Origin of the sequence: Neorhizobium sp. SHOUNA12A (assembly GCF_023006505.1) — a bacterium.
GTDB lineage: Bacteria > Pseudomonadota > Alphaproteobacteria > Rhizobiales > Rhizobiaceae > Neorhizobium.
The window spans coordinates 65,152-83,766 of sequence record NZ_JALBGV010000003.1; the positions used below are offsets into that span (position 1 = coordinate 65,152).

Here is an 18,615-nt window from a genome sequence, read left to right on the forward strand (position 1 = left end):
GAGACATGAGACATACGTGGCGCTGGTTCGGCCCGGTCGACAAAGTGAGCGTAAGAGACGCGGCGCAGGCCGGCGCGGAAGGCATCGTTTCGGCGCTCCACCACATTGCGACCGGCGAGGTCTGGCCGGTCGACGAGATTTCCAGGCGACACGAGGAGATCAAGGCCGGCGGCCTGGTGTGGGATGTCGTGGAGAGTGTTCCGGTTTCCGAAGACATCAAGACGCAGACAGGCGACTGGAAGCGCCATATCGCCAACTGGCAGGAAACGCTGCGGCGCCTCTCGGCCTCCGGCGTCCGCACGGTCTGCTACAATTTTATGCCGATCCTCGATTGGACGCGCACGGACTTGCGCTGGGACACCCGCCATGGCGCCAAGGCCATGCGGTTCGACCTGACGGATTTTGCCGCCTTCGATATCCATATCCTCAAGCGTCCCGAGGCTTACAGTGATTACCCGGAATGGCTGCAGGAGGGTGCGGCGGAACGGTTTTCCGAGATGGCGGATGCGAAGATCGCAGCCTTGGGCAAGAACATCGGGGCGGGGCTGCCGGGCTCGGCGGATGGCTATACGCTCGACCAACTGCTGGAAAAGCTTCGCTCCTACCAGGGTATCAACCGGGAACGGCTGCAGCAGAACCTTGTCGACTTCCTGACTGAAGTCACGCCGGTGGCGGAAGAGGTCGGCATCAATATCTGCGCCCACGGCGATGATCCGCCCTGGCCGTTGCTTGGCCTTCCGCGCATCCTGTCGACCGAGGCCGATTACGCACATATGCTGGATCAGGTCGGCGCGCGCGCCAATGGCGTGACGCTCTGCACCGGCTCGCTCGGTGCCAGGCCCGATAACGATCTGCCCTTCATCGCCTCGCGCTTTGCCGACCGCATCCATTTCGTGCACCTGCGGAATGTGACACGGGACACCGACACGGTCCCCTGCTCTTTCTTCGAAGACGAACATCTGGAAGGCGGAACGGACATGGTTGCGGTGATCGCCGCGCTGCTTGCGGAAGAGGCCCGTCGGCGCGAGGAAGGCCGCGGGGATCATCGCATCCCCATGCGGCCGGATCACGGGCAGGAAATCCTCGACGATCTGACGCGCGGAGCTCAGCCGGGCTATCCCGCCATCGGACGTCTCAAGGGGCTGGCGGAGCTTCGCGGCATCGAGAGAACTCTGATACATGCCCGCTACGGCTTGCGGGCATGATCATGAGCCACTGGTTCGGCATCGCATGCTTAAGGCCGATATCCGCTCACGGATAGGCCGTCGAGCCGTCCGGCTTGCGGGTGATCTTGCGCTCCCAGTGAATGTAATCGTCCTTGGCCAGCACCTTTTCGTCAATCTCGATACCCCAGCCGGGGCGATCCGGACGCAGGTTCATATATCCGTCCACCGGCATATAGGGGTCGAGCGCCCAGGGCGCGTGCACATGCGGCTTGAACTCCAGGATCTTGAAGTTCGGCTGGGCGGCGGAGAAGTGGATGTTCACCGCGGTTGCGAGCGGCCCCATCGGATTATGCGGTGCGACGGTGACATAGTGGGCTTCCGCGATCGCCGCGATGCGGCGCATTTCGCTGACGCCGCCAACGACGCAGATGTCCGGCTGGATGATGTCGGCGCCGCGGGCGGAGAGCAGCGCCAGGAATTCGAAGCGGTTGTAGAGAGATTCGCCGGTCGCCAGCGGCACCGTTACCTTCGACTTCAATTCCGTCCATGCGGGAATATGTTCAGGCCGGATCGGTTCTTCGTAGAAAAGCGGATCATAGGGTGCGATCGCCGCAGCCAGCTGGACGGCCTGGTAAGGTTCGTAGATCTTCGCGTGTGCATCGAAGGCAAATTCGAAATGCGAAGGCGTGATCTCGCGGATCTTGCCGAAATAGTCGCCCGTTTCCTTCACCAGTTCGCCCCAGCGGCTGTTGTGAAGATCGCGGCGATAGGGGCTCAGCTTGAACGCGGTATAACCGTAGTCTTCATGGAGCTTGAGCGTCTGATCGAGCGCATCCTGTGGATCCGGTGCGGTATAGACGCCGCAATAGACGCGGACGCGGTCACGCACATTGCCGCCGAGCAGCATGTAGACCGGCAGACCCGCAGCCTTGCCGGCGATATCCCACAATGCGTGATCGATTGCGGAAATCGCGGCAAGGCCGAGCGCCCCGGGAGGAAACCGGCACTGTTGGTTGAGCTTGAGGACGAGGAATTCCACGCGACGCGGGTCTTCGCCCTCGATCTGGTGGAAGAAGTAATCGAGAAGCGGCGGAAGCGCCCAGTCGGGGCCGTGATTGTAGCATTCGCCCCAGCCGGAAATGCCTTCGCTGGTCTCGATCTTGAGCAGCAGGCGAGGACGGTCGTCGACGCGCTGCATGTATGTCTTTATTCCGGTAATATGCACCTTGGTTTCCTCCTCAGGCGGCGAACGTTTCAGTTTTGACGCGGTCGACAATGCCGCGCAGGATCCGCCGCTCATCCTCGTTGAGAGCGACGACGCCCGGAATGCGCACCGGTCCGACATCGGTGCCGAGCATGCCGAGCGCTTCCTTCACAACCGTCACGTTGGCGCCGTTGTTGTATTTCGTGCGCAGCGTTTCGAAGCCGGCGATGCTGTCGATCAATTCTCGCGCCGTCGCATAATTGCCCGCCTCCAGCGCCCGGTGGATGGCGTGCGAGCGTTCGGGGAAGACGTTGACGAGACCCGAGGTGAAGCCCTTGGCGCCCATGGCGTAAAATGCCGGCGCCCAGCCTTCGGCCAGACCGCAGACCCAGATCGCGGGAGCGTCGCGGGTCGCACGAATGACTTCTGCGAGCAGCATCAGGTTCGACGAGGCGAACTTGATGCCGGCGATGTTCGGATGCAGTGCGAGTTTGCGAAAATCCTCGACCGAGAAACTATCGCTGCGCACGTAGGCGATGACCGGTACGGTGCAAAACTCCGCCAGTTCCAGGAAATAGCCGGCCTGATAGGACGGCCCGGCAAACGGGTCCATGGGATGATGGCCCATGATCGCGTCCGCACCTTCGGCAATCGCGTCCTTGGCAAGCGCCTTTGCTTCGGTCAGCGAGCGACCGACGGCGGCGCTCACCAGCGACATGCCGTCGGCCGCCTTGATCGTGGTGGCATGCACGATGCGAACTTCGTCCATAGTGAGCGTGAAGAACTCGCCGGTATTGCCAGCCGCCATCAAGTTGTGGACCTTGGCAACCGCCAGGCGCCTGATCAGCTCTCCCAGCTTTTCGACGTCGACAGTCCCGTCTTGCCGGTAAGGCGTCACGGGAACACCGGAAATGCCGGTCAGCGCCTTTCTTACAGTCTGAAGCCTGTCATTCACGTCCGATATCCTTTTTGCTGCCGAAAACGATGTTCAAATAGGTTTCGCCGGAGCGCACGACATGGTTGCGCATCTGCCGCTCGGCGAGATCCGCATCACCGGTGACGATAGCCTTAGCGATGGCGGTGTGTTCTTCGAGGGCTTTTTGCCGCTCGGCGGGATCCATGTGGATGACGCGGCGGATGCTGGCGTCATAAAATTGCTGCCGCTCGATCAGTTTCGCCAGATAACTGCAGCGCGAACTGCGGTGAATGTGCTCGTGGAATTGCTCGTTGAGGGAAATGAGGCTGTCCGCATCCGCCGAGGTCGTCGCCTTTGCCATCAGGTCGGCTATTGCCGTCAGCTCGGCGCCGGCAGGCTTGCCGATGCGCTTGGCGGCCAGGTGCGCAATCATCGATTCGAGCGCCGCGCGGGCAAGAATCATCTCCTCCGCCCATCCCATATCGAACCGGATGATGACGCCGCGCCGGGGCAGCGCCTCGACCAGGCCTTCCGTCTCGAGTTGCCGCAGCGCCTCTTTGATCGGCGTGGTACTGACGCCGAATTGTTCGGCCAGGCTGCGCTCGTTGACCTTCTCCCCCGTTGCGAACCGCCCCGCGAGGATGGCAGCCCTCAAGCTGCGATGGACGTGATCGCGCACGGTCATCTGAAATTTCGGGTCGATCTTCGCAAACGGTTCGGACCGTGGGCTTCCAGTGGGCTCAGGAATCATTTTCGCGAAATCCGTTGACGAGGCGGTGAGAGTACAGCATCTGATATACCAGATTTCAGATCTATGTCGATACGGGTCGCGTTCTGCTTCGCGTGCCGCTGTGCGCGCCGTCGATCATCATCCGCCCGACCCTCAACATGTCGGGCATCCTCCTCACGGTCGCCGGTCTCGGCTTTCTCGGCCTCGGCGCCAGGGCACAACTGGTGGTGGGAACCCGCCGACATCGATGACAATCTTCGGCAACATCATATAACAACTATAAACAATCATTCGCGCCGAAGTCGCTTAGACCGTCTCCAGATTATCGATGGAGCGGCATGTTGGTTACGATTGTTTGCATGAAATGGGGCACGGCTTTCACCACCAGCCATGTCAATGCTCTTTATGCCGGTGTGCTGCGCAACATGGAGGAGCCGTTCGACTTTGTCTGCCTGACCGACGATCGTCGCGGCCTTGCTTCCGGCATTCTCACTCGTCATATCCCGAATCTCGGCTTGCCTGAGCAGGCGTGGAGACGAGGGTGCTGGCCCAAGATCGGCGTGTTTGCCCCGGGTCTTTTCCCGCCCGGAGACGTCGTGCTTTTCCTCGATCTCGACGTCATGATCCAACAATCCCTCGCCCCGCTGGTCGGCGTGCTTCGGGAGCGCCGTCATTTTGTGATCCAACGGGAATGGAATCCGGATCTCTGGAGCCTTCTCCCAAATAGCTTCAGGCCGGACAGGGGTGCCCAGTCATCTGTCTTTGGATTTCATGCAGGACATGTCGATGGAATTTACCACGACTTCGTAGGCAAAGCTGAGGCGATCATCGCGCAATTCAAGAACGACCAGTCCTACCTGACGCAGGCGGTGCGGCAAAAAAGTTACTGGCCGACAGGTTTCTGCGTCAGCTTCAAGAGAAGCTGCACGAAATACTTTCCGATCAATCTGCTCCTGCCGAGGATCAGGCAGCCGCGGAACGCAAAAATCATCGTCTTCCACGGGAAGCCGAGACCTTGGGATACAATGGTCGAAAAAGGCCAGCGGTGGGGATCGAAAAGGCGATTTGGCGTCGGCCCCGTCCCATGGATCAAACAATATTTCAACCAGGCGGACGCGATGTTGGCTTCCCTCACCAATGCTGCAGACAATTTCGACGCGGGCGCCCATGCCTCCGCAGCAAATGCCGGCCCAGAGCGGGCAAACCCGCCGAGTTATAGCCATAGCTGAGGTCCTTACTGCACAGATAGGCGAATCCAGAAAGCACGCTCGCAGGCCGATCAAAGCCATCGCCCAGGCGTTCACCGAACCTGCGCGGTGACGCTGTCAGCCTGGAGATCTGCTGGAAACGTTAACCGCGCCAAGAGGCCGGATGACTCCCCGTCCAACAGTTCCAGCGTTCCTCGGTGAGCTTGCACGATTTCCCCAACGATGGACAATCCCAGCCCGAACCCGGCGTTGCCGTCAGTCCTCGCCGCATTCAGCTTGAAGAATGGCTCCAACACCTGTGCACGAGATTGCTTCGGTATCCCGGGGCCATTGTCCGATACGTCGACAACGACCTTGTCTCCGCTTCGCTTCAGCTCGATTGCGACCTTGTCGCCAAATTTCACAGCGTTTTCGCAAAGGTTGGTCACTGCACGCGTTATCGCGAGGGGCTTGCAATTGGCGGACAGATGATTGGGGCCGATATAGTCGACCTTGTGGCCCACATCGTCAAATTCGCTGCAGATCGTCTGCAGCGTCGTTGCCAGGTCAATCGTTTCTACCTGCTCTCGATGATGGTCGTCACGCAGATAGCTGAGGCTCTCTTTGAGGAGACTATCGATGCGAGAGATATCCGCCAGCAACATATCGCGCAATTGCCCGTCGCCGACCCGCTCTATTCGAAGTCTTAGTCTCGTCAATGGCGTGCGCAGATCGTGGCTCACCCCACGCAGCATCCGCGTCCTGCCGTGGATCATATCGGTGATACGATCGCTCATCCCGTTCAAGGAGCGCGCAACAGCGACGATCTCTACGCTGCCTTCCTCTTCGAAGATTACCCGACCAGACGTGATGTCAGCATTCGCAGCCGCGGAAGCAATCTTCCGTAGCGGCCGCGTGATTGCCCAGACCCCGAACGAAGAAAACAGCACGATCAAAGTAATAACCGCCACCAGATAATCGAGGACCTCGCTCCAGAACGCCGTGCTGGGAAGGCCGTCCAAAACGAGGATTGTTTTATCGTCAATCTCAGCTGAGACGACGCGCTTGTCATCAACAAAGGTTTTCCAGCCGCCGAGTGGCGTCTGTCTCCCATCGGGCGAAAAAAGCCAGTCCATCGTAGCGTCCAGGACGCTTTCCCCCGGCCATGAACTCTTGAACGTTTCCGCCAAGGCGCGAGGTCGCAGAGTGAAGTGCCAACCGGCACGATTGGCTGCTTGAAGAACGATGTCGCGCTCTTCGGGCGTGGACGTTTTGAGGATGGAGCTTATCGTGAACACACTGTCGGCGAGTTCCTCAACATCAACTAGCGAGTATCCGGTTTCAACCCGCTGCTTGAGAAAAGAGCCGCCTAAAACGGTGATGGCGAGGCTGAGAAGAATGACGCCCGTGATCTGACTATGGATCGTCGATAGGCCTGGAAGCCGGCGAAAGAACATGAGCACCCTTTTGGAATTGAGAAGCGCGCTTGAGCCGAGGCCGCTCGGCGAACCGGAAACATAGTCGAACTCCCTCACAAGATCCCGCGTTTCCTGCTGCGCGATTATTACGTTTTGTTACGGCGGGGCCGCCTCGTTGCCGATCGCGGCGGGCTGCAACAAAGTGCAACAAAAAAACACGCAACCGAGGGCTTCGGCATGAAACACAAGCCATCGCAGGCTCCTCTGTTGGGGGGACTGATAACCTGTTCTGGAGCCCTTATGCTACATCTTAAAAAAGCCAAGCGGCGTCTTTCGCCCCTCGCCTTATGCGCCGCATTCAGCGTTGCGGGATTTTCTCCAAACGCCTATGGCGCCGACCAGACCGCCACCGAGCAGACGCCGGAGCCACCTTTCGACAAGCAGCGTTTCGACAAACGCCAACCGGAGCGCAATTGGAGCCTGATCCTTGGCGCAGGCGCTTCTTACGAGCCTAAATACGAAGGGAGCGACGAATTTGAAGTCAGCCCCATTCCCTCCGTCGTGTTTACCTACGGCAAATGGTTGGAAATCGATCCAGGTGGGATCAGCGTCACTGTCCTGGATCAAGGCGGATTTTCCATTTCCGCTGCGGTTGGCTACGAATCAGGGCGGGATGAGGGTGACGGTGATCGCCTCCGCGGCCTCGGCGACATCGACTTCGCCGCAACAGTCGGCGCAAAAGTCGGCTATGATTGGGGTCCGGTCAAAATCTATGCGAGCGTCGACCAGACCATCAATGGCAGTGAAAGCCTGATCGGAAAGTTTGGGGTAGAGTACTCGGCCCCGGTCACGGAGCGTCTCATTCTGGGCGCACGCGCCGAAGCCACCGTGGCCAATGACAAACATATGCAGGCCTATTTTGGCGTCGATGCCGCTCAGTCGGCACGTTCAGGCCTGCCTGAATATAAAGCGGAAGCAGGCTTGAAGCGTGTCGACCTTTCTGCCTCTGCCACATACGCACTGAGCGATCATTGGTTGGTGCGTGGTGAAGCAGGCATCGGAGTGCTCACCGGAGATGCCGCGGATAGCCCGATCGTCGAGAAGAAGATCCAGCCTTCCGTTTCTGCTTTTGTTGGCTACAAGTTCTAAAGCCGGCGAGCGAAGATAAATGGCGTGTCGCCTGCACGGATCGCATCCGATCCGCAGGCGACATGCGTTGCCGTGCGCAATATGGCAGTTGCGGCGGCGGAGAAAGATCGCGGCCGCTACTTCAGACCTCCTCCACCGACGCGGTGAAAGTATATCCTCCCAGCCTGACCGTCTGCAGGAGCGTTGGCTCGCGAGGATCAGCCTCGATCTTTTGGCGGAGGCGGCTGATATGCACATCGATACTGCGCTCGATCGGCCCAGCCAGCCCGGAATGGGTAAACAAGAGCAGCTCCTCGCGGGTGATGACCCTGCCCGGATTTCTGCAGAACGCCAGCAGAAGATCGAATTCCGTCGTTGTCAAAGCGATGCGAGCGTTGCCGGGGTCGTGAAGCCGGCGCCGCATCGGGTCAATCACCCATCCGTCAAACCGCAGCTTCCTTTGAGCAGAGCTACTTGTCAGGCCGTAAGAGGCGCGACGCAGGAGACTGCGAATCCGAGCGACCACCTCTCTTGGGCTGAAGGGTTTCGTAATGTAGTCATCGGCGCCGACTTCCAGTCCCACGATCCGGTCGACTTCCTCTCCGAGTGCCGTCAACAGGATTATGGGGATCGTTCTTTCCGAACGGATGCGTTTGCAAATGCTTAGGCCATCTTCGCCCGGCAGCATGACATCGAGGATGATCAGGTCATAGGAATTGCTGCGAAGCAGGGACTGCATCACGTTTCCGTCCTCAGCCACAGTCGGCAGCATCCCGCTTTCCTGAATTGTCGACGCCAGAAGATTGCCGATTTCGAAGTCGTCTTCCACGATCAATATCTTCGCGGATGCTGAATTGGGCTGCATGGGTCTTTTCCTGTTTAAGGACCTGACAATGGGCCGGCTGTTGGTCCTGGAATATTTCGCTTTATTAAGTTTTGTTGCGGTCACTACACGCAGTGATACCAAACGCGCCCAGCCATGGCGATAAGAGCCGCAGCCGCTCGCATCGCGACGCAGAATTGACGTGACCGGCAAAGTGGCGGCGCTGCGGAAAAAACGCTCTGCGATATACGGCAGGGCCGGCCAGGTGGTTGGCCGGCCCTCCATTGGTAGTGCAAGCGTCCTTGCGGCGCCTGCACCCTTCAGATCTCGGCCGACTGGAGGAAGGGCTTGAAGATCCGAGCGGTACGATCGCCAAAGTCGGAAACGATCAGGTGGAGCGACGGGATGACGATCAACGATAGAACCGTGGACACGAGCAGACCGCCAATCACCGCGATCGCCATCGGCGCCCTGAATTCGCCTCCGTCCCCTACCCCGAGCGCGGAGGGGGCCATTCCCCCGATCATAGCGAACGTGGTCATGATGATGGGGCGGACTCGCTCCGAGCAGGCTTCGACGATCGCATCGACCCGAGACAGCCCATGGGCTTCGCGTTCAATGGCGAAGTCCAGGAGCATGATGGCGTTTTTCGTCACGATCCCCATCAGCATCAGGATACCGATGACGACGGGAAGCGAGACGGCGTTGCCGCTCAGCATGAGGCCAGCTGCAACGCCGCCGATCGACAGGGGAAGGGAGGCCAGGATGGTCCAGGGCGCCAGCACGCTTCCGAAGAGGAGGATGAGAACGACAAGCACAAGCATGACGCCCGATCCCATCGCCACCGCAAAGCTTGAGAACACCTCGCCTTCGGTATCGGAATCCCCGGTCGCCTGAATGCGCACGCCCGCCGGCAGGCTCTTGACGCTATCGAGCTGTGCCAGCCTGTCGAGACCCTGGCCCGACGTCATGCCGTCAGCCATGTCCGCTGAGATTTCGATGCGACGCTGGCGATCAAATCGCTCGATGGCGGCGACCCTCTCATCGAAGCTGACGTCGGCGACGGAAGACAACGGAACCGACGTCCCTCGCGTCGTCGGTACCGACAGCATTTCAAGGGTTGGCAAATCGTCGCGAGCATCCGTTTGGAGCAGCACACGGATTGGGATCTGTCGGCCGCCGTCGATGAAGTTGGGCAGTCGGCTGTCGACATCGCCTACCGTCGATACGCGGATCGTGCGCGCAAGCTCTGCCGGAGATACGCCGATCGTTGAGGCCTTGTCCGCGTCGACTTTCACCCGCAATTCCGGTCGTGTTGCCGCGTTGTCGGCGGTCGGGTTGACGAAGTTTCTGTCGGCTGCGAGCTCCTGCAGTATGTTATCTGCGGCCCGCTGAGCCAGAACGCCATCCGCGGACAGGACAGCGAAAGATATGTCCCGCCCGCCGCGGGTGTTGAGAAAGCGCAGCCTGACGTCCGAAATGGAGGAAAGCGCCTTTTCAAGATCGGCTTGTATCGAGAACGATGAACGGTCGCGCTCGGATTTATGGAGCAGATCGATCAGGACGACCGCATATCGTACGTCTTCCTGTCCGGCCGTACTCGACCCCGCCCTGACGAATACGCCTTCCACCGCGGAATCCCGCCGGATCAGGGCAGCTATTTCGTCCGTCGCCGCCCTTGTTTCGTGCAAAGCCGCCCCAGGGGGCAGCTCCACCGAGAGGGTCAACCTCCCGGTGTCCTCTTCCGGCAAAAAAGCGGTCGGCAGGGAGGTCAGAGCGTATAGAGCCAATGCGAAAGCCGCAAATGCGCACCCGACTGTCATCCATCGCCACCGCAGACTGACCTTCAGCAGCCCCTCATAGGCCGACACCAAACGCCCTTTCCGAATGTGCGACGGAGGAGCGTTCGTCATGATGTATGCAGCCATGATTGGGGTGATCAATCGGGCCACCAGAAGTGAAAAGAACACCGCTATCGCAACGGTCAGCCCGAATTCTCGAAAGTACAGCCCGACCACGCCGCTCATGAAGCCCACGGGTGTGAAGACAGCCATGATCGTTGCGGATATGGCTATGACAGCAAGCCCTATTTCGTCAGAGGCGTCCAACGCAGCCCGGTAGGCGGATTTGCCCATGTCGCGATGACGCACCACGTTTTCGATTTCAACGATCGCATCGTCCACGAGAATTCCTGTCACCAGGGTGATCGCAAGCAGACTGAGGATGTTGAGGGAAAAGCCCAGGAGATCGATGGCAAAAAAGGTCGGGATGATCGAAAGCGGAAGCGCGATTGCGGCCACGACCGTGGCCCGCCAGTCGCGCAGGAATAGAAATACGACGACGATTGACAATGCCGCGCCCTCATAGAGGGTATGCATGGCCGAGTTGTAGTTGCCCGCCGTGTAGGACATATTGTCGTCGACCAGCTTGACGCGGATCGACGGCTGTTCGAGATGTAGCTTCTCCAGTGCGACGGCCACTTCCTCCGCAACAGCTAGCTCGCTCGAACCCTTTGAGCGATAGACCGCGAAACCTACAACGTCCTCCTGATCCAAAGTAGCAAAGGCGCGGGCCTCCGTGATCGTATCCTGGACGCTGCCGACATCTTCCAGTTTCACACTGGCGTCGTCCGACAGGAGGATGCGAGAACCACCCAGTTCTGCAATCGTCTGCGCCGCCGCGGCGGTCGTCAGCGTCCGTTCTCGGCCATTCAGGTTGCTGCGGCCGCCAGAACGATCCAACTGGCTTGCGATGAGGCTTTCGTTAACGGCATTCGCCGTCAGGGAGAGCGCCTGCAATCGCGAAGGATCGAGTTCGACATGGATTTCCCTGTCAGCACCTCCGACACGATCAATGCGGCCAACGCCCTTCAGACCCTGCAACTGCCGGGCAACAACATCGTCGACGAACCACGAAAGCTCAGCAACGGTCATGTCCTGGCTTGTCACGGCATAAGTCACCACCGCCTGCGCTTCTTCCTCAGCCCGTTCGATGACAGGCTCATCTATTCCATCGGGAAGATCGCTGCGGATTTTCGCAACCGCGTCGCGGACGTCACCCATGGCGCGGTCTGGCGAAATCACGCCCAACTCAAATTCGACAGCGGTAACAGAACGGCCTTGAGTGACGGTCGACTTGATCTCTTCCACGCCTGCAAGAGACGCTACCGCGTCTTCAACAAGACGCGTAACTTCAGTCTCCAACTCGCTCGGCGCGCCGCCGGGTTGGTCGATAATCACATTCACCGCCGGCTCGTCGATGGTCGGGAAGTAGGTAACGGGCAGTCGTGAAAAGCTGTAAAGACCCGCGGTGACAAGGAGTAGGAATAGGAGGATCGAAGGAAGCGGATTGCGGATCGCCCAGGCCGATATGTTCATTGAAGTCGGGCTCCGAGCCGATTTTGCGTAGATGCGGATGCGTCGGCACGCGTTGCCGGTGTCGCGGCCAATACGGGCCTCACCCGCTCCTGTGCCTTCAGGAAGGCACCTGATTTCAGGACCACCTCCTCTCCCTCCCGGATGCCGTCTACGATTTCCACGAAGCCGCTTTGCCGTGATCCGATGCGGACCGGGCGGATATCCACGAGCCCGTCTGAAACGACGTAAACGTTGTGGCCGGCCGCCGTGCTTTTGACGGCCGTTCCCGGGAGGAGAACATTCTGCCGCTCTTCGACACTGATGTTACCCCGCACAAAAACGCCTGGGACAAGTCCGGCCTTGTCTGCAAGTTCGATCCGCACCGTCCCGCTTCTTGTCTTGGGATCGAGTTGCGCGGCATTCAACCGGACGGTTCCCGCGAGGGCTCGGTCGCGTCCTGGCAAGGTAATTTCGGCGCTCATGCCTTCGCGCAGCCGAACGAAGCTCGTCTCCGTCACCTGCGCCACGAACTCGATATCATCATCGTCAGCAATGACAAAAAGAGGGTCGGCGGAGCTCGATGTCATCCCCCCGACACGCGCTTTCCGGCTCAAGATCCGACCCGAGCTGGGGGCTCGCAGGGTGCTTCTCTGAACAGTCAGTTCGATTTCCCGCCGCTCGCTGGCGATCAATTGTTGATCTGCGTTGGCGAGCTCCAACGATTGGCGCGCCAGTCGCAATTCCGCGACGGCTCGGGCGTGAGCGTTCAAGTTTTCCTCGAGGACATTGTCGGCGATCGCTCCTTTTGGCTGTAGCGAGCGACTGCGTTCCAGCTTCTTGCGCGCTTCGGCTTCGGTGACCATCGCCACCTCTATCTTGCTGCTCTCAACCGCCACGGCAGCACGCGCGCGAAGGAGGCTCACCGCATTCTTGTCCAGCAACATCAGTGCTTCGGTCGTGTCCAGGAGCGCGAGCGCCTGGCCGCGTTCAACATGTTGCCCGGCCTCTACCAGAATCTGCCTGACCTCCTTGCCGAGGACGGCGGGATAGACCTCGATTTCTTCCCGCGCCGCGAGCGAACCAACCACCTCGATCCTTTCCGTCAACGCGCCTCGCTTGGCGACGATCGTCGTCACCGGCATTTGAGCGTCTGCAAAAGCCACTGTCGAAAACGCACATGCGAGCATCGCTGCTTTACCGAAAAGCGCGCAGCAGCGTCGAAGCGTGGATGATACGGTCGATAACGCGATCATGGAGTGGACCTTTTAACTGGGCCGGCGAGCGCCCTGGCTTGTTTGGTCACACGATAGCGATGGGGAGGAGCCGCACTGTGTAGTCGCATTAAGAAATGTTGCGGCCCGCTCGTGCCTCGGATTCTCAAGAGGCGCGGCCCGCTAAACTCCGCGTCTGGAAGTAGGACTAAAGGCTGGCCTGCTGCGGGGCTAAAGTCTGAATCGCGGTGGCGGCCACAGTTTGGTCGGATTTTGCCTGAACTTTTCGGGCTGCAAAAATAGGTTTTCGGGGTTCCAAACAAAGCACGGCGGCAAAATACAAGCGAAGCGGGAGTTATCACAAGTTCTGCTCAACTGGGGGCTCCATGCTTCATGCACGCGACCGACAATTGGATGGTCTTAGAACTCTTGCCATCTCAATGGTTCTATACGCGCATTTTTTCGCGGCCGACGGGTCGCATTGGGGCCATATCGGCGTACGCCTGTTCTTCGTTCTCAGCGGCTTCCTGATAACGCGAGTTTTGCTGGAAGCGCGCTCCACCGCCCAGTACGAACCACGCACCGCGATAGGATCGTTCTATATTCGCCGGGCGCTGCGCATATTTCCGCCGTACTTTGCGGTGCTGAGCTTCGTCTGGCTGGTCAACCTCGAGCAGGCGCGTGGTAGCATCAAATGGCATGCGCTTTATCTCTCGAATTTCTGGTATGCCCTTCGCGATGAATGGACGCCCTGGGTACTTTGTCACACCTGGAGCCTGAGCATAGAAGAGCAGTTCTATGTCGTGTGGCCGCTCGTCATCCTGCTCGCCCCGCGTCGCTGGCTTGAGCCGATCTGCATGGCTCTCATCGCATGCTCGCTCGCCTATCGGTTCTATTGGCCGTTCACGGGGACGCCTTCGCTCGCGCGGGATCTTCTTCCTCCAGCGTCGATGGACGCCCTGGTGGCCGGCGCGCTCCTTGCGCTCCATCGAGCGCGATCTCAGACATTGCCGCAGTGGATGCGGCTAAGCTCGGCACCCTTGCTTGTTGCAACAGCCATTTTGATGTGGCTGAAACCGCTCCCATTGTCACCGACGCTTGCCTGGATGAATTGGATCGGCTTGGAGGTCCTTCCTCTTGTTCCGCTCACGGCCTTGGTCGGATACTGTTCGTCGGGCCTGCGGGGAACTCCCGGCCGTCTATTGGAATCCGCTCCGATTAACGCTGTCGGACGTGTCAGCTACGGGGTTTACCTGTTCCATCCGATCGTCCTCTCCTTCGTCGTAGGCGCACAACCCTGGATTCCGTTCAACGTCTCGGAACAGGGTTTCGGTCGCCTCATCTTAGGAACCACCGGAACATTGGTATTGGCCGCGATCTCGTGGCTGGCGTTCGAAAAACCACTCAACCAGTTCAAGCGCTATTTCCCATACGTCCCCCAAAGAAGGCTTGACCCGACGTATGACGCGCCGTCTGCCGCAGCCATTTCGAAGGCTGGGCAAGTACAGGAACTTCAAATTGCCACGCCATTGCGAGTCGAACGATGTCCTCCCCGCTGATCTCCGTCGTATTGCCCGTCTACAACGGCGAACCTTATCTCGCTGCGGCGGTCGAGAGCATTCTGCGCCAGGACTACAAGCGCTTTGAGATCGTCGCCATCGACGATGGTTCAAACGATCTCTCGCTGGATATTCTGCACCGATATCAGAAGCTTGACGATCGCGTTCGCATCGTCTCGCGCGAGAACCGCGGGCTGATCGCGACCTTGAACGAGGGCATCGCCCTGGCTAGAGGTGACCTGATCGCCCGAATGGACGCGGATGATATCTCCTATCCAACCCGCTTTTCCCGCCAGGTCGCACTCTTTGAGCAGCAGCCCCAGCTTGCGATCTGCGGAACGGAAGTCGATCGGCTTCTCGGCAACCGCGTCGTGCGCAGCACGCCAAATCCCATTTATCAGTCAGGAGATTGGCACATACTGTCGCTGTTCTTCACGATCTTCCTGCATTCGACGGTGATGTACAATCGCAAGATCATTCCGGAAGATATGCTGGTTTATGACGCAAGCTATGTCCATGCGGAGGACTTCGATCTCTTCAGGCGCATTACCCGCGCGTTTCCGGCGGCGATGATCGACGAGAGCCTGATCGCCTATCGTATCCACAGCGACAGCGTTACCAACAGGCACAGGCGCCAAATGCGCAGAACCCACCTGAAGATCGTCGCCGAGAACCTCGAACGCGAGGCTCTTAACGACGATCCCGGCGCTCTTCTTGCCATCGGCGCGGCCGTTACGCCGGAAACGGTGCGCCGAGCCGCCGATTGCATGCTCGCGATCGAAGGAAAGGTCGCCGAGCAAGTTGGTGCAAGCGCCAGCAGTTACGCAGAGGGCGCCTTGTGCTTCTTCTATTTCCTCTACCAATTCATTGCTGATGAGCACCGTCCGGAGTTGACCCACGCATTTCTTATGCGAACGGGAAAATGGGACGTCATCCGGCGGCGGGAGCGTTATGGCCTTCGAGCCGCCGTCGCTGCGCCCTGGTTGAGCCGCATGTCGGAAGAGGCGATCCGGCGGCTCGATGGGGTGGCACGGTACTATCAATCGGTGCCGGCCAAGACGGTGTTACCGCTTCGAGGGCTCGCCTGATGCCCAGAGAGCGTCCCCCTCTGTCCCCCGATGGGGGTCACCCCATCGATGCAAGCTTTATCGTCTGCACCCGCAACAGGGCGGCCGCGCTCGAGGCATGTATCAGCTCGATCGAAGCCGCCTGCGAAGCCTGTTCCCTCAACTGCGAGCTGGTGGTGGTCGACAATGGATCCACCGACGATACCGCCACGCGTTTATCCCGCATCGCGGCGAAATCCGCTGTTCCCGTCAGATGGATGGTGGAGCCGCGGCCTGGCCTTGCTGCCGCGCGCAATACGGGAATGGAGCGGGCGCGAGGCAGGCTTCTGATCTTTGTCGATGATGACTGCGTCGTCGACGGTTCCTACCTCCAGGATCTGAACCGGCATTATTCGGCAGGCGAGCGATGCATCGTCCGGGGCGGCCGCGTCGATCTCGGCAGCCCGCACGATCTGCCTTTTACAATCAAGCGGTCGCGATTCCGGGCCCGTTTCACGCCGGATGTTCATCCGGGCGGGTTCGTGCTTGGCTGCAACATGACCATGCATCGAGAAGCGGCAGCCTGCATCGGGCGCTTTGACGAGCGGTTCGGGGCCGGCGGCCCGCTGCGGTCCGCAGAAGACACGGATTACCTCGTCCGTGCCTATCAACTCGGCATTCCAATCGAATATGTTCCCGACATGACGGTCCAGCATTTTCACGGGCGAACCACACGCGATGCAATCGAACAACTTCACCGGGATTACAGCCTTGGAAACGGCGGTCTTTGCATCAAGCATGCGTTCAAGGCTCCCTGGCTGCTTCGTCATTTCTGCTGGACGACCCGATCGGCCTGGCGGGAACTGTTCGGCGGCTACCGTTTCGATCCGGAGATTTCCCTCTCCCACCTGACGATCGTGGGCATGAACCTGGTCGGAGCAGCCAAGTTTGCCTTGCTTGCCATTCGGTGGCCCAAACAGGCGGATCCTGGGACGACCAGCCATCTGCCCCGTCCGCAACGGGAATCGCCGCCATGCTAGATGTCCTCACATCGAGTTCTCACCTCCTGCGCAACGCTCTGGGGAAAAACACCGGTCTGTTGGCTATCGTCGTCATCCTGGGACTGAGCAGCGCCGTTCTCGAAGGCACCGGCATTGGTCTTGTCATTCCCATGCTCAGCATCATTGCCGGTGAAAATGATGCTTCGGGAATGGCCGGCCTTTCCGCCGTTTTTCAGCGGGTGGGAACCGGATTGGACGATCAAACCCGGCTGATCGTCATCGCGGCCGCCATTCTCGGATTGATCACCGTGAAGAACGTGCTGGCTTTTGCCAACGCGGTGCTTGCCAATTTCATATACGGCAAGGCCGGCCATTCGATCCGGAACCGTCTCGCGGACCAGCTTTTGACGATCGGCTATCCGTTCTTCCTGCAGCAAAGCCCGGGGCGGTTGCTGAACATCATCTCCAACGAGTCCTGGCGGGCCTCGGATGCTGTCCAGACCATCCTTGCAGCGATCGTGAATGCGTCAGCCGCCATTATCCTGCTCGCATTTTTGCTGCTTCTTTCGTGGCAGATGTCGCTGTGTGTCACACTTGGGCTTGTCCTGATCCAGGCCATCCATGCTTTGCTATCGGCAGGCCTGAAGGGCCCGAGCCGCAACGTCACGTCGTTCAACAGTGAGCTTGCCGCGAGGATGCTTCACCTCGTTCATGCCGGGCGCCTCATCCGCGCATTCGGACAGGAACAACGTGAAGGAACGATCTTCGACGCGGCTTCGAATGCCGTGCGAAAGGCGGGTTTCGTTCTTAACAGCCGCCAGGCAGCTCTCCCCCCGCTAACCGAAGTCCTGCATTCCGCCCTCTTTCTGGGTGTGGTTGTCAGCGCATGGCGGATTGGGGTCGGTTTCCCGGTCATCGTGGCTTTTGTCGTCCTGCTTTATAGGCTGCAACCGCATGTCCGCGCGCTGCAGATGGCCTGGAGCCAGATTCAGGGATGGAGTGGGGCGCTGGAAGAGGTTGGATGGCTACTGGATTCCTCCGACAAACCGGCGGCGCCCCAGGGTAGCCACCCGATCCAGGGGCTCCGCCGGCAGATCAAGTTCGACCAGGTGACCTTCAGGTATCCGGGCTCCAGCACACGGCCCGTGGTCCTGCGTTCGGTAAGCTTTGATATTCGCCAGGGCCGCTCGACGGCAATTATCGGACGGTCGGGCGCCGGCAAGAGCACGATCGTCAATCTCCTATGCCGGTTTGTGGAGCCTGATCAGGGGAATATTCTTGTCGACGGCATTCCACTCGACCAAATCGATCCCGCCGAGTGGCGCCGACAGATTGCGCTTGCCAGCCAGGATCTTGAACTGGTTGATGGCACCATTTTCGAGAATATCGTCTACGGCCACGAGACCTCCCTTCTCGCGGCGGAAAACGCGGCCAGACTTGCCGAGGCGCATGAATTTATCGAGAAGCTGCCTGACGGATATGAAACTGTCGTCGGCTACCGGGGAGCGAGCCTGTCTGCCGGTCAACGACAGCGGATCGCCCTGGCAAGAGCTCTGGTCCGCGATCCGGAAATCCTGATCCTCGACGAGGCCACGAATGCCATGGACGGCTTGTCCGAGGCATCGATCGTGGAGACGTTGAAATTAAGAGCCGGGCGCCGCACCACGATCGTTGTCAGCCATCATCACAGCACCATTTCCTTCTGCGACGAGGTTGTCATTCTCGGTGCCGGCCGCGTCCGCAATCAGACGCCCTTTGCCGAAGTTGCATCCTTGAGCATGGAACAGCTTTACGAACATGAGATGTCGCATGGCAGCCAATCGTGAAAATCCCGTTCAAATCCGCAAAGTTGCTGCGCTCTCACAATCGA

At 59.4% G+C, this 18,615-nt stretch carries 14 protein-coding genes and 1 pseudogene; 8 read left to right on the forward strand and 7 right to left on the reverse strand.

Annotated features, from left to right (window positions below):
* Window positions 1–5 precede the first annotated feature (5 nt).
* Window positions 6–1,205: a mannonate dehydratase gene (gene uxuA / locus MOV63_RS02160; RefSeq protein ID WP_247031321.1), complete on the forward strand. Its 1,200-nt coding sequence runs from the start codon at window positions 6–8 to the stop codon at window positions 1,203–1,205.
* Between the two features lie 46 nt (window positions 1,206–1,251).
* On the opposite strand, the gene MOV63_RS02165 is transcribed toward uxuA, so the two are convergent.
* The 3 genes from MOV63_RS02165 to MOV63_RS02175 are packed head-to-tail and all read right to left on the reverse strand — an operon-like array spanning window position 1,252 to window position 4,037.
* Window positions 1,252–2,391 carry a mandelate racemase/muconate lactonizing enzyme family protein gene (locus tag MOV63_RS02165; protein WP_040125716.1) on the reverse strand — a complete coding sequence of 380 codons (1,140 nt, stop codon included), beginning with the start codon at window positions 2,389–2,391 and terminating at the stop codon, window positions 1,252–1,254.
* 13 nt (window positions 2,392–2,404) lie between these two features.
* Window positions 2,405–3,325: a dihydrodipicolinate synthase family protein gene (locus tag MOV63_RS02170; RefSeq protein WP_247031323.1), complete on the reverse strand. Its 921-nt coding sequence runs from the start codon at window positions 3,323–3,325 to the stop codon at window positions 2,405–2,407.
* A complete protein-coding gene (locus MOV63_RS02175; RefSeq protein WP_247031325.1) occupies window positions 3,318–4,037 on the reverse strand; it encodes a GntR family transcriptional regulator in 720 nt (239 codons plus the stop codon). The genes MOV63_RS02170 and MOV63_RS02175 overlap by 8 nt, the downstream gene beginning before the upstream one ends.
* Window positions 4,038–4,111: 74 nt before the next feature.
* Between MOV63_RS02175 and MOV63_RS02180 the strand changes: the two are divergent.
* Both MOV63_RS02180 and MOV63_RS02185 read left to right on the forward strand, forming a co-directional pair.
* Window positions 4,112–4,231, forward strand: a pseudogene (locus MOV63_RS02180) (D,D-dipeptide ABC transporter permease); the annotation flags it as partial.
* 144 nt (window positions 4,232–4,375) lie between these two features.
* Complete coding sequence (locus MOV63_RS02185; protein WP_247031327.1) at window positions 4,376–5,245, forward strand: hypothetical protein; 870 nt, start codon at window positions 4,376–4,378, stop codon at window positions 5,243–5,245.
* 71 nt (window positions 5,246–5,316) lie between these two features.
* On the opposite strand, the gene MOV63_RS02190 is transcribed toward MOV63_RS02185, so the two are convergent.
* On the reverse strand, window positions 5,317–6,738 hold the full coding sequence (locus tag MOV63_RS02190; protein WP_247031329.1) for an ATP-binding protein: 1,422 nt from the start codon (window positions 6,736–6,738) through the stop codon (window positions 5,317–5,319).
* Between the two features lie 183 nt (window positions 6,739–6,921).
* On the opposite strand from MOV63_RS02190, the gene MOV63_RS02195 reads away from it, so the two are divergent.
* A complete protein-coding gene (locus MOV63_RS02195; RefSeq protein WP_247031331.1) occupies window positions 6,922–7,770 on the forward strand; it encodes a MipA/OmpV family protein in 849 nt (282 codons plus the stop codon).
* A gap of 121 nt (window positions 7,771–7,891) precedes the next feature.
* Here the strand turns inward: MOV63_RS02195 and MOV63_RS02200 are convergent, their stop codons facing one another.
* From MOV63_RS02200 to MOV63_RS02210, 3 genes are all read right to left on the reverse strand, one after another.
* Complete coding sequence (locus MOV63_RS02200; protein ID WP_040124382.1) at window positions 7,892–8,614, reverse strand: response regulator transcription factor; 723 nt, start codon at window positions 8,612–8,614, stop codon at window positions 7,892–7,894.
* A gap of 278 nt (window positions 8,615–8,892) precedes the next feature.
* Window positions 8,893–11,949 carry an efflux RND transporter permease subunit gene (locus MOV63_RS02205; RefSeq protein ID WP_247031333.1) on the reverse strand — a complete coding sequence of 1,019 codons (3,057 nt, stop codon included), beginning with the start codon at window positions 11,947–11,949 and terminating at the stop codon, window positions 8,893–8,895.
* Window positions 11,946–13,181: an efflux RND transporter periplasmic adaptor subunit gene (locus tag MOV63_RS02210; RefSeq protein ID WP_247031335.1), complete on the reverse strand. Its 1,236-nt coding sequence runs from the start codon at window positions 13,179–13,181 to the stop codon at window positions 11,946–11,948. The genes MOV63_RS02205 and MOV63_RS02210 overlap by 4 nt, the downstream gene beginning before the upstream one ends.
* A gap of 344 nt (window positions 13,182–13,525) precedes the next feature.
* Between MOV63_RS02210 and MOV63_RS02215 the strand changes: the two genes are divergently transcribed.
* From MOV63_RS02215 to MOV63_RS02230, 4 genes are read left to right on the forward strand one after another with little or no spacing between them, the layout of a single operon-like run.
* Window positions 13,526–14,698 (forward strand): acyltransferase, encoded by a 1,173-nt coding sequence (locus tag MOV63_RS02215; protein ID WP_247031337.1) that lies wholly within the window; start codon window positions 13,526–13,528, stop codon window positions 14,696–14,698.
* Window positions 14,683–15,786, forward strand: coding sequence for a glycosyltransferase family 2 protein (locus MOV63_RS02220; protein ID WP_247031339.1), 1,104 nt, complete (start codon window positions 14,683–14,685; stop codon window positions 15,784–15,786). Before MOV63_RS02215 ends, MOV63_RS02220 begins: the two co-directional genes overlap by 16 nt.
* Window positions 15,786–16,784, forward strand: coding sequence for a glycosyltransferase family 2 protein (locus MOV63_RS02225; RefSeq protein WP_247031341.1), 999 nt, complete (start codon window positions 15,786–15,788; stop codon window positions 16,782–16,784). Before MOV63_RS02220 ends, MOV63_RS02225 begins: the two co-directional genes overlap by 1 nt.
* Window positions 16,778–18,571 (forward strand): ABC transporter ATP-binding protein, encoded by a 1,794-nt coding sequence (locus MOV63_RS02230; RefSeq protein ID WP_247031495.1) that lies wholly within the window; start codon window positions 16,778–16,780, stop codon window positions 18,569–18,571. Before MOV63_RS02225 ends, MOV63_RS02230 begins: the two co-directional genes overlap by 7 nt.
* Window positions 18,572–18,615 lie beyond the last annotated feature (44 nt).